The organism is Millionella massiliensis, assembly GCF_900104655.1.
Classification (GTDB): Bacteria; Bacteroidota; Bacteroidia; order Bacteroidales; family Rikenellaceae; genus Rikenella; species Rikenella massiliensis.
Window position 1 is genome coordinate 342,674 of sequence record NZ_FNWD01000002.1, and the last position, 12,125, is coordinate 354,798.

General features: G+C 54.3%; 11 protein-coding genes and 1 riboswitch. Of the genes, 2 read left to right on the top strand and 9 right to left on the bottom strand.

Going from position 1 to position 12,125, the window contains the following annotated elements:
- Positions 1-39: 39 nt before the first annotated feature.
- The 9 genes from BQ5379_RS01425 to BQ5379_RS01465 form a co-directional block, all read right to left on the bottom strand.
- A complete protein-coding gene (locus BQ5379_RS01425) occupies positions 40-1,878 on the bottom strand; it encodes a M56 family metallopeptidase (protein ID WP_071133786.1) in 1,839 nt (612 codons plus the stop codon).
- 60 nt (positions 1,879-1,938) lie between these two features.
- On the bottom strand, positions 1,939-2,340 hold the full coding sequence (locus tag BQ5379_RS01430; protein ID WP_071133787.1) for a BlaI/MecI/CopY family transcriptional regulator: 402 nt from the start codon (positions 2,338-2,340) through the stop codon (positions 1,939-1,941).
- Between the two features lie 215 nt (positions 2,341-2,555).
- Positions 2,556-3,956 carry a threonine/serine exporter family protein gene (locus tag BQ5379_RS01435; RefSeq protein ID WP_071133788.1) on the bottom strand — a complete coding sequence of 467 codons (1,401 nt, stop codon included), beginning with the start codon at positions 3,954-3,956 and terminating at the stop codon, positions 2,556-2,558.
- 211 nt (positions 3,957-4,167) lie between these two features.
- Positions 4,168-4,368: riboswitch (cobalamin riboswitch) on the bottom strand.
- Between the two features lie 220 nt (positions 4,369-4,588).
- A complete protein-coding gene (locus tag BQ5379_RS01440; protein WP_071133789.1) occupies positions 4,589-5,143 on the bottom strand; it encodes a GNAT family N-acetyltransferase in 555 nt (184 codons plus the stop codon).
- Between the two features lie 79 nt (positions 5,144-5,222).
- Positions 5,223-5,612 carry a hypothetical protein gene (locus BQ5379_RS01445; RefSeq protein WP_071133790.1) on the bottom strand — a complete coding sequence of 130 codons (390 nt, stop codon included), beginning with the start codon at positions 5,610-5,612 and terminating at the stop codon, positions 5,223-5,225.
- A 73-nt stretch (positions 5,613-5,685) separates the two neighbouring features.
- Entirely contained in the window at positions 5,686-6,582 is an 897-nt protein-coding gene (locus BQ5379_RS01450) for a ketopantoate reductase family protein (RefSeq protein WP_071133791.1), read from the bottom strand.
- A 206-nt stretch (positions 6,583-6,788) separates the two neighbouring features.
- A complete protein-coding gene (locus BQ5379_RS01455) occupies positions 6,789-8,168 on the bottom strand; it encodes a cytochrome c peroxidase (protein ID WP_071133792.1) in 1,380 nt (459 codons plus the stop codon).
- Between the two features lie 75 nt (positions 8,169-8,243).
- A complete protein-coding gene (gene rbr / locus BQ5379_RS01460) occupies positions 8,244-8,819 on the bottom strand; it encodes a rubrerythrin (RefSeq protein ID WP_071133793.1) in 576 nt (191 codons plus the stop codon).
- Between the two features lie 21 nt (positions 8,820-8,840).
- Positions 8,841-9,272, bottom strand: a complete 432-nt coding sequence (locus BQ5379_RS01465; RefSeq protein WP_071133794.1) for a Fur family transcriptional regulator — start codon at positions 9,270-9,272, stop codon at positions 8,841-8,843.
- A 192-nt stretch (positions 9,273-9,464) separates the two neighbouring features.
- Here BQ5379_RS01465 and typA point away from each other — a divergent pair, with 192 nt between their 5' ends.
- A complete protein-coding gene (typA, locus tag BQ5379_RS01470) occupies positions 9,465-11,264 on the top strand; it encodes a translational GTPase TypA (RefSeq protein WP_071133795.1) in 1,800 nt (599 codons plus the stop codon).
- A 192-nt stretch (positions 11,265-11,456) separates the two neighbouring features.
- The gene (locus tag BQ5379_RS01475; RefSeq protein WP_071133796.1) at positions 11,457-12,041 is read left to right on the top strand and encodes an HdeD family acid-resistance protein; all 585 of its coding nucleotides are present in this window, start codon (positions 11,457-11,459) and stop codon (positions 12,039-12,041) included.
- The last annotated feature ends 84 nt before the right edge of the window (positions 12,042-12,125 follow it).

A 12,125-nucleotide genomic window follows, 5' to 3' on the forward strand; every position in this document is an offset into this window, starting at 1 on the left:
ACCCTATCGAGTTCTGGCTGCATTATTACAGAGCGAATATCATATTTCTTCGAGAATAGAGATATATACCTGACGCGTAGCTTCCAATTTCCCGTTTCCCCCTAGTTTAAGGATTTCCGGATACTCTTGCAGAAGTTTTTGCTCGACAGTGATACCCTGTTTTTGGTCCTCTTTCGTGTATCGCATACTGATAACGGTGTAAACGGGTAAGGCATTCTGCCGAAGGCTGGGGGTTTTGACAGGGTAACGTTTCACATGCCATTGGCGAATATCCGAACTGCTGTCGGAAAAAGCACCGGGTCCACGGAAAATATTTTTCTGTCTTTTAGGTGCGATTTGCATCACTTTCAAGGAATCCAATTGACGGTTTATCCCCCCAAATTGGGATAAGCTCGTTGATTCATTCAGCTGAAAGTGTTGCGACTGGGAAGTTGACTGTGGCAGATCGGTAGTGAACTTGGCTTTTTTTGTGGTAATGATAATCGCTCCGTTGCGTCCCTGCTCTCCGTATTTTTCAGTTGCGGCCTTACCTTTCAGTATCATGACACTCTGGTAGTCTTCCGGGCTGATGTTTTTCTTCTGAAACTCCTTTGACGTGTAGATTACTCCGTCCACCACATAAATCGGTTGTTTGGTCGAATCTCCGGCCGCTGTGCCACGAACCTCGATTTTCGGTGTCGATTGAGCTGAAGGGGTTTCGACAGAGGATTCAGTAGCGTTCAAATTCTGCGTATTTAACGGTTTATATATCCCCTTATAAACAAACACTTTCGTTTCGGTCTGTTTGGTTTCAGGAATGGTGGGGGCTTCCTGATCGATGCGCTGACCGTCGACATAAACAGGAACCTGACTCTGCACGGACCGATTTTCGTCCAGGCTGCGACCATCCACATATATGGAAGCCTGTGGAGACAACATTTTACCGTCAACGATCCGGATCGTATAGACTGGTTTTTGAAGCGAATCGGCTGCAACAGGCGCGGGAAGGGGGTCGGAGACTGGCTGAGGCTCGGCCGCACGCACGGTCAGTGAAAAGGCGCCCAGCAGGATGCCAGTTACGGGGATTAGTGCAGCCAGCCGGACATATCCTCCGAGGCTGGTTCTGCGGGTGGCTTGTGCAATCATTTGGAGGCGTTTTTTAGTCAGTGAATAGCAGAATGCCTGGGCCGTGCCGGGATAGATGCCGGCTTCGGTGCCAATCAGCAGTTCAACATAGGGTGCCACGGGATGTCCCTGTCGGATCACGTCGCGATCGGCCTGGAATTCGTGCACCTCGCGCAGCAGTTTCGTCGCGTGCCAAATGGCGGGGTGAAACCACAGCAGTGCCCGCCACACTCCCATCCACACGATGTCCAGCGTGTGTCGATGGGCGATGTGGCTCTGTTCGTGGGCGATGATCTGACCCACCATGGGTGAACCTTCGTATTTGGGGTTCAGAAAGATCACGCCGAATGCGGAATAGGCGCCGGGAGACTTCGGCGTGTAAACAATCTGATTGGGATTTCGGCGTGTGGCCCGTTTGGCTTCAATCCAGGCTCGAACAACGCCGGTTCCGAGAATCATCCCGACGATAACGACACCAATCAGATAGAGCCAACCGACAACCGGCATAATGGGATCAGCGGCTGGAGCTTCAGCAATCGTCTCGGGTGCAACCTCTTCGACGAGGTAAAAGACCTCCGTATCGATCGGTGCGACTGACGGGGCCGGCAACAGCGGAATCCGGATCAGCGGGAGCAGCAGACCGACCGGAACGAACGTCAGGAGGAACCAACGTGCAGCGCGTAAATTTGTCCGTCGGTGCAGGACGGCGATATAGAAGAGCCACAGTGCGGCAATGCACACCAGACTGTCGATCAGATATCCTTGCGAAAACATGGTCGGTATTTTTTACGAGTTTAGGGCTTCGGGACAAGGGAGGGGGAGCGTAGCGGTACGCTATTTTATCTGCGCAGGATCGGCTTCGACGATCTGTCGGGCCACGCGACGGAGCTCCTCGTACTGTTCGACGGTGAGACTGCCACTTTCGGCCAGATAGGAGAGCACTTGTCCGGGCGAGTTGTCGAACAGTTTGCTGACCACGCGCTGCATGAAGCGTCCGCGGTACTCCTCTTTGCTGATGGCCGGGTAGTAACGGTGGCTCTTGCCCACAACGTGATGTTTGACAAAGCCTTTGGTTTCGAGCGTGCGAATGACGGTCGAAATGGTTGTATAGGCCGGGCGAGGTTCGGTAAACGAATCGACAATCTCGCCGAGGAATGCTTCGCGCAGGCGCCAGATATGCTGCATCACTTCCAGTTCGGCACGGGTCATCTCGGTAGGTTGTTTTTTCTGTTTCATAGGATTGTATTGTGTTGGGTAAGGTTTCTTTTTTCCAAAGATATAAACTTTTTTCGAGACTACAATTATAATTTTAGTCTTCTGTGAATTTTCTTCTACTTAGCTGTAGTTGCCTGTCGTTTAGAAACGATAAACCCACACAGGAAAAACCCCGGTAGTGCGTTGAAGCACAGACCGGGGTTCAAAATGGGTTGTCGTAACGGTGGTGACGTTGATTAGTCGAGGCTGGTCAGGTCGACAAATTTGCCTCTCTCGCGCCGCTGCTCGATCAGGAAATTGAGTTGTTTCTGGCGCTTGGGCGTAATGAGGCGGCGGGCAAAGATGTTCGGAATCGCCACGCCGATGGCAATACAGAGGATCATCAGCGATGCCTGGATGGCATTTTTCATGGCGACGGTCACTTCGCCGACTACACCGCTCATCTCGATAAAGGCAAACAGCGCACGGTACATCAGCACACCGGGGATCATCGGGATGACGCTGGGAATGGCCAGGCAGTGGTGAGGAGTGCGCAGCTTGTGGAGCAGACGGGTAGCGATGATACTAATCAGCGCCGAACCCACGAGCGAGCCGATCACAGGTCCCCAGTCGAGACCGATGTTGTCATTGCTGGGGCCGAGGTTAACAAAGTTGCGCGTGCAGACGGCGATGATACCGCCCAAAGCAACGACCCACAGCAGACGACGCGGAATGTTGAAGATCATCGAGAAGCCCATGGCCGAGATGGCAGCCGCAATGGCAAATTCGATGTAGCTGTGGTGGGGAGTCATGCTCAGGTCGGTGACAAAGTTGTCGATGCCGCAGATGCGAATGGCCAGCGCAATGCCGAACGCCATGGCCAGGACAATCAGCAGCGTATTGACCGCTCGTGTTATGCCTATTTCCACGTAGCTGTCGAGCATGTCGCTGACAAAGTTGATCAGTGGGACGCCTGGGACGATAAAGAGGGCGCAGGCCATTAACGGGTGCCACGGGGTGTCGGAGTGAAGTATCGCGTATAGTGGAGCGGGCAGGTCGATCGTCGAGATAAACGTGGAGGCCCAGGCCAGCAGGGTGGCGGCAAAGGCGGCGATCGCAATGTTCATATAGTGGTTGGAGCCCGACTCGTTGAGCACGGCTCGCAGGCGGAAGCCGAGAATGGCAGCAATCGAGGCGTAGAAGAAGGCGGGCCAGTCGCAGCCGAACTGGATGCAGAAGCCGCCGCAGGCAAAACCGGCTCCCACGGCTACCTGCCAGGGGGTGTAATTTCGTTTGCGGGTCCGGATATTCTCGAGTTCCTCTTCGTAGCGTTCGAGCGAATAGTCTTCGCGGATGGCTCGCCAGGAGAGTTTGCTGACGGCCGATATGGCGGTCATGTTGATGCCGTGCTTTTCGCAGCGCTGGATTTTGCAGTAGGAGTGCTCCTCGTCGCCGAGATTCACCATCAACATGTTATAGGTGATGTAGATGTGCAGGTTCTCTTCGGGCAGCCCCAGATAGGCAGCCGTGCGTTTCATGTTGCGCATGACGCGACTGGTGTCTGCGGCGCTCTCCATCAGCAGTTTCCCGGTACGGAGCAACAGGTCGAGCTTCCGGTGCAGCAATTTTTCGGATTGAAGTTGATTGACGGCCTCCATGGTATTCGTGTAATTATTATGTATCCGGCACACGGAACCGATGGTCGGGCGGCTCGTGCGACGGTTTGTTGCAATGTCGGGGGGAGGCGGCTCTGCCCGGAAGAGGGGTTGTCTTCCAAGAAGTCGTTTGACTTCGCGGCTCGCCGGAGTCTTCCCTTGAGGGTGGTTTGGGGTAGTATGGGGCCTGTTGCCCGGCTAATCCACGAGCCGGAGGGGCATGTCGGAAACGGCAGGTCTTCTGACTCACTCCGCTCCCCGAGGCCTTCCCGCCCGTGACGGGCAGTGGCTGCATGTTGTTTCGGAGAGTTGCTGGAGTTTCACAGCAGCGGGACTGTCCGGGATTTGCACCCGATTCCCTTTTCATCCGTCGGGGCGGATGGGCCACGCCGGAACCGAATCGGCGGCAAAGGTAACAATTAATCCGTATTTGCAATCGGACTTCGACCGTGATTTTGGCTCTGCCGGACGAAAGCAGTGCGGGCCTATTGCAACTCGCCGTCCGGGACTAAATCTCGCGGGGAAGTGTGAAAAAAAACGTCGCCGACACACCGTGTGCCGGCGACGTATAAACGCCAGTCATGCAACGCTCCGCCGGGCTCGTCTTGCCTGGACATGCGTGCAAAGGATGCTGACTATTTGATGTCGGTATAGCTGAGTACCTGCTCGTTGTTAAAACGTTGGAATTCGCTGAATTCGTCGGGAGTCAGCGCCCGCGGATAACTCATGATCATCAGCCGGTGGGGCTGTGTCGTGGGACGGAACGACGGGTGGATGTGGTCGTATTCGTAGTTGGTAATCATCCCATTGCGCATGTAGAAGTGCTCTCTGCGGCGGGAAATGTCATCGATCGGCGGGTCGATCTCCAGCAGAACGAGGTGTTGCCCGTCGCCTTGCAGGAACTTCAGGGCTTGTGATCCGTAGCCTCCGCCCCGCAGTTGGGGATCGATGGCAAAGTGCTCGCCAAAACGGAAGTTGGTGCCCGTTGCGGAGGTCCATTCCCACCACGACAGCAAACCGATCAGCCGTCCCTCATCCAGCAGGAGATTGTAGTGGAAGGCGGGATTGCTCAGCGCCCGGATGTGCTCGGCAGCGGGTCGCTGTTCGCACAGGGGGAAACTCTGCTCGTAAATTCTCCACGCAGGCTCGGCCAGCGGGTGTGTCGTGTCTTGAATACGAATCAGTTCCATAGTATCTGGGGGTATAAAAAGCGGATTCCGCATGTTGAAAGATGCGGAATCCGTTAGTCAATTCAATTGTCGGCCAGGATTATTCCGCCTTGGGGGTGAGGATGAGATTTGCCTGTCGGTCGGTCAGTTTGAAACCGTCGGCCGTTTTGGTGACCAGGTAAGCTTGCGTGGTATTCATACTGTCAGAGATGAACACACTGTCGGCCTTGGCACTCCAGGTACCTTGTACCGATTGTGATTCACCGCCCATCTCCATACTCATAATGATCGTACCGTCGTCGTTGAAGCTCACATCCATTTTCATTTGTGAGATCATCGCGGCAACCATTTGAGCGCCCATGTCAGTCGAGTCAACTTCCATTTCAACGCGACCGGAGTAGTGGCCGACCATCTCTTTCTCGAGGCCGCTTTTCCCGGAACAGGCAACCAATGCCGATACGGCCGCAACGGCCAGCAACATCTTTTTCATAATACTATCGTGTGTGTTGAGTTTGCGTGGTGACAATGCAAAGGTAAGGAAATTTTCTCCCCGACCTCAATATCTATAAAGCCGAGAGGATCTGCAGCGCAGCACGATTCCAAGGAACGGCGCATCCCAACTCGTCGGCAATCCGACAGAGCGTGCCGGCAAAGATGTCGATCTCCGTGGGGCGCCCGGCTTCGACATCCTGCTGCATGGAGCTTTTTCCTTCCGGATTCATCGATCGGATGACTTCGACCGCCCGTACGACCATCTGATCGGCTTCGGCGATTTGCAGTTCACGAGCCACGTCGGCCGCCTCCTCCATCATCCGAAGGGCCAGTGTCATGGCTGCTTCGTTCTGTTGCAGGTGTCCATAAGGGCGACGGAGCAGAGCGGTGGTCTGGTTGCATCCGATGTTGATGATGAATTTCTGCCACAGGGCCGAAATCATATCCTGAGGTATTTCATAGGGAATGCCAGCCTGTTCAAACAAGCGGACGACCCGTGTGACTGCCTCTGAGTGCTGTCGATTGTCGGCTTCGCCGAAGTAGATGCAAAACTGCCCATCGTGCGAGATGTTGTTTCCCTCGCGCATGCTGGGATGGCCGAGAAAATAGGAGTAGAGCAGGTGGCCGCGTTTCAGACGCCGGGCTATGGTTTGCTCGCTGTCAATGCCGTTCAGCAGCGAAAGTATCACCGTGTCGGGTCCGACATGTGGGGCGACAGCCCGAATGGCTTCGTCCAGTGCGGTGGCCTTGGTGGCAATCAGCACCATATCCTGAACCGTGTCCAAGGGGGTAAAAGCGAAATCGTAACGTTTCCCGTTGAGACAAATGCCGTCTCGACGTAATTTTTGTTGCCGCTCCTCGTCGGCAATTACCGTAAAACCGTCGGGCAGGCTTTGTTGCAATCGAGCGGCAAGTACGGTGCCGACCGCTCCCAGTCCGATCAGGGTTACGTGTTGAATCTCTTTCATCGCTTATGGAACATGAATGACAAAGATGGGTGATTTTACCGAAATATCCCAGCGTTTTGTTCGACTGTGGAAAGGTGTCGGTCTGCTGTAGTGATGGGGCAGAGATACACGTAGGACCTCAAAAAAAACGAGCCGGACGAATCCGCAAGGATCGTTCGGCTCGTTTGTGTCAAGGTCGGAGGGCAGCCTATCCGCTGCGAAACAGACTAACTGTTCTGAGCGTCGAGCGGTTTGCCCTGATATTCCCCCGTGAGGGTTTTCAGGAAGGCGACAATGTCGTCGCGGTCAGCCGGCGAAAGCGTCGTTCCGACTTCGTATTTGGCCATCGCATCGACCGCTTCGTCCAAAGTCTTGGCCGTACCGTCGTGCAGGTAAGGTGCCGTCAGGGCAACGTTCCGCAGACCGGGAGTTTTGAACCGGTGACGGTCACGTTCCTGTTTGGTCTCCTTGTAGCGGCCGTTGTCTTCGACGGTCAGCTCCAGTCCGCGGTCGCCAAAGTAGTCGGCTTTGAGACCCATCAACTCATACGACTGTCCGCCGAGGTTGGCACCAACGTGGCAGGTGGCGCAGTCGTTGGCTTTGAAAAGTTCGTACCCTTTGATCTCCTGTGCGGTCAGCGCGGTCGAGTCTCCTTTCAGATAGCGGTCGAAACGCGAATTGGGGGTCAGAAGCGTCTTTTCGAATTCGGCAATCGCATCGGTCAGGTTTTCGCCCGAATATCCGTCGGGATATACGGCCGTGAATTCGGCGGTCAGCTCCTTGTCTTGCGCCAGTTTGGCGATAATCTCATCCCAGGATTTGCAGGCCATTTCGACAGGGTTCATGGGCGGGCCACCGGCCTGATCAGCCAACGTGCCGGCACGTCCGTCCCAGAATTGTACGAAGTTCAGCGCGGCATTGTACACGGTCGGAGCGTTCACCCCTCCCAGCTGGCCGCCTACCCCTTCGGAGTATTGCTTGTTATCGACGCCACCGGTGGCGAGGCTGTGGCACGAGGCACAGGAGATGGTGTTGTCAGCTGAGAAACGGGTGTCGTGGAACAGTTTGCGACCCAATTCGACTTTTGCCGGGTTGACGGGCAGTGAGTCCATGATGGGTTGCACGGGTTCGAAGGCAAAAGCTGCATGAGCCAGGCGGGTAGAGTAGTTGGCGTCGCGATGCTCCTGAACCCAGGCTTTCACCATGTCGGCTTTCTTGGCGGTGATGGCCGAACCCCAGTGCATCAGCGAGAAGCGTGCCAGCGGCATGCTCTTTTTCTCAACGACGCGTTCAATCTTCGCCAGATTCACTTCGTCCACTTTGCCTCCGTTGCGGAGTGCTTCGTAGACGCCACTCAGGTCGGCATGCTTGTAACCGAGCGCAATGTCTTCGGCAATCATTCCTTTTGCAATGGGAAGTGAGGCATAGAAGGGAAGATCGGGATTTTCGCTGTGGCACATCAGACACTGGCCATCCTCAAGAATGGCGAGCACCTGCTGGTCGCGCGAAAGATCAGCCGAAGGGGCGGTATTCGAGAGGTGATAGGCCGCGCCGGCAACTACTACCACGGCACCTACGCCGATAAGAACTTTGTAAACCTTTTTCATAAGCAGTGGTCAGATAAGGGGAAAAGGTACTGTACGCCACAGAGACGTACAGTACCCGATGAGCGCTGTTTTCGATTAGTAGTTGTTCTTTTTGGGTTCGAAGAAGGCTTGCGGGTGTGCGCAGGCGGGGCAGGCCATCGGGGCTTCCTTGCCAACGTACACGTAACCGCAGTTGCGGCACTGCCATTCGATTTCGGTTTCGCGTTTGAATACCGAGCAGTCTTTTACGCGGGCCAGCAGGGTACGGTAGCGTTTTTCGTGTTCGGCTTCCACTTTGGAGATTTCGCGGAATACTTTGGCGATGGCCGGGAATCCTTCCTGGTCGGCTACGTCGGCAAAGTGGGGGTAGAGTTCAACCCACTCTTCATTTTCACCGGCGGCAGCGGCTTCGAGGTTCTGCTCGGTGGTGCCGATCACACCTGCCGGATAGGCTGCGGTGATTTCGACCATGCCGCCTTCGAGGAATTTGAAGAAGCGTTTGGCGTGCTCTTTTTCCTGTTCGGCCGTTTCCATGAAGACGCCGGCGATCTGTTCGTAGCCCTCTTTTTTAGCTACGCTTGCAAAGAAGGTGTAGCGGCTGCGAGCCTGCGATTCGCCTGCAAACGATTTGAGCAGGTTTTGTTCGGTCTGGGTTCCTTTGACGCTTTTCATCGTGTTGTGTTTTATGGGTGGTTAATTTTGTTTGAAATTTCCAATGATCTGGATGCGGATGTCGTTCACTTCAAATTTTGGGCCAGAATGTGGGTGGGTCGCGAAATAGTTGCGTACCAGTTCGGTGAGTTCCGCATCGCCGAAGTCAACAATCTCGCCGGTCTCCTCACACAGCAGGTGGTGGTGGTCGTGGACGTTGATGTCGAAATACATTTTATTGTCGCTCGTGTTAAGCTTCGAGATGACTCCCGTGCTCGAGAGCCGATCCAGTGTATTATATATGGTACCGACCGTGACGGTGGGAAACTGATCGTGCACTTTGACCGAAATCTGTTCGGCATTGGCATGTCCCAGTTCCTCGAGGGCGGTGTACACTGCAATTCGTTGCGGCGTTACCTTGATGCCGTGCGAGGTGAGTATCTCTCTGATTTCCTGATTCGATTTCCGTTGCATAACCCTTCCTTCGATTCCTTACGTGGACAAAGATAGGTATTATTATTTGATTGTAAAAATTCTAAACTAAAATTTTTCTCTTTCCCGGTTACATGTGCGTGAGAGTCTTGATTTTCTGGCCTAAAAAATCTACTTTTGTGCCGTCCGCGGGCGGAGCGTCTCCGTCGCAGCGCCTGACACAATTCGACTACAATGCAGAAAATCAAAAACATTGCGATCATCGCACACGTCGACCACGGGAAAACGACTCTGGTCGACAAAATGATTCTTCAGGCCAAGCTGGTCCGCAACCAGGAACAGTCCGACACGCTGGTGCTGGACAACAACGACCTGGAGCGTGAACGGGGAATCACCATCCTGGCCAAAAACGTATCGGTACACTATAAGGATTACAAGATCAATATTATCGACACCCCGGGCCACGCCGACTTCGGCGGTGAGGTGGAACGTGTGCTGAACATGGCCGACGGCGTGCTGTTGCTGGTGGACGCATTCGAAGGTACTATGCCCCAGACCCGTTTCGTGCTCGAAAAGGCCCTGCACATGGGGCTTAAACCGATCGTCGTAATCAATAAAGTCGACAAACAGAACTGTCGTCCCGAAGAGGTCAACGAACAGGTGTTCGACCTGATGTTCAGCCTCGACGCTACGGAAGAGCAGCTCGACTTCAAAACCATTTACGGCAGCGCCAAGAACGGTTGGATGTCGACCGACTGGAAAACGCCGACCAACGACATCATCCCCCTGCTGGACTGCATCATCGACGAGATTCCCACCGCCAAGGTTGTCGAAGGCACCCCGCAGTTGCTGGTTACCTCGCTGGAATACTCGCCCTACGTAGGCCGTATCGCCGTGGGACGCCTCAGCCGCGGCACACTGAAAGCCGGGCAGAACGTTTCGCTGGTAAAACGCGACGGTACGATCGAAAAGTCGAAAATCCGCGAATTGATGACCTTCGAAGGACTGGGCAAACAGAAAGTCGAAGAGGTTCAGTGCGGTGATATTTGCGCCATCGTCGGTATCGACGGATTCGAAATCGGGGATACGATTGCCGACTATGAAAACCCCGAACAGCTCACCCCGATCGCCATCGACGAGCCGACCATGAGCATGCTCTTCACGATCAACGACTCGCCCTTCTTCGGCCGCGACGGTAAGTACGTTACCTCGCGTCATATTAAGGAACGTCTGGATCGGGAACTCGAAAAGAACCTCGCGCTGAAGGTGAAACCCGGCGCTACGGCCGACTCGTTCCGCGTCTTCGGCCGCGGGGTGCTGCACATCAGCGTCTTGATCGAAACCATGCGTCGCGAAGGGTATGAGTTGCAGGTAGGGCAGCCCAAAGTGGTCGATAAGGTCATCAACGGCCAACGTTGCGAACCGATCGAACATTTGACGGTCGACCTGCCCGAAGAGATGGCCGGTAAGGCCATCGAAATGGCCACCCGTCGTAAAGGTGTGCTGCTGCACATCGACCACCGTGGCGACCGTGCCCACCTGGACTTCGACATTCCGGCCCGAGGTATCATCGGTCTGCGCAGTAACCTGCTCACGGCGACGGCCGGTGAAGCTGTCGTTGCCCACCGTTTCAAAGACTTCGAACCCTACCGTGGTGAAATCGAAGGCCGTTCGAACGGCTCGCTGATCGCCGCCGAAAGCGGAACCGCCTACGCCTATGCCATCAGCAAACTGCAGGACCGCGGCCGCTTCTTCATCTCGCCCGGCGACGAAGTGTATGCCGGACAGGTAATCGGCGAAAGCACCCGGTCGGAAGATATTTGCGTCAACGTCTGCAAGTCCAAGAAACTGACCAATATGCGTGCATCGGGTTCCGACGAAAAATCGGTTGTGTCGCCTCCCGTCATCTTCTCGCTCGAGGAGACGCTGGAGTACATCCAGGAGGACGAATATGCCGAAATTACGCCGCATGCCATCCGCATGCGTAAAATCCTGCTGAGCGAAACCGACCGCAAGCGGGCCGGAAAAGCCTAGTCCCGCCACACTGTTCGCGGGGGGAAGGGAGACAGCCAGAGACAGATCGATCGAATGGTCTCTCATTACGCCTGGGTACGAACAGTTGGAACCACTCATTTATTTCGAAAAAGTTTGGCGCGCCATCGACACGATGGCGCGTTTTTTGTATTATCTTCGAGTTGGAAATTATCAATCAAAACCCACCCAAGTATGGAAAAGAACATTTCAAAGAGCAACAATAGTCTTTTTTCGGGCATTGTGGCCATCGTGATCGGTATTATTCTTGTTATCTGGCCCCACAACATCCTCCAGTGGGCACTCCGATTGATCGGGATTGTCTCCATCGTGATCGGAGTCGTGCAATTTCTGGGCTTTCTGGTGCGGACACGCGGTGTCGAGAATCGTTGGAAATATCTCCCGCTGTCGGCACCCATTGCTGCCGTTTGGGGTATTCTGCTGCTGTTGAGCCCCGACCTGTGGACCAGCCTGTTTATGATCCTGTTCGGGATCCTGCTGATTTTCCTCGGCCTGACGCAGTTGATCTCCATGGTCAAGGTTCGAAAAGGTGGTATCGCCGTAAACTGGCTCTACTTCGTATTCCCCATATTGCTGATCATTGCCGGCTTTGTTACCTTCGCTCAACCCATCTATACCGCAACCTGGTTCATGATCTTTATCGGCGGTTGGATCCTGGCATACGGTATCGTCGAAGTGTTCAGCTACTTCAGCCTGCGCGGCCCCATTCATCAGTTGCAGGAATCTGAAAAACAGGACGGAAAGAAAATCGAGCAATAATGATTGTTTTACACGATTTGAAGAAGAGAAGCGCTGCTTCTCTTCTTTTTTATTTTTTTTCAAATTGACAAATTCGTACCTTGC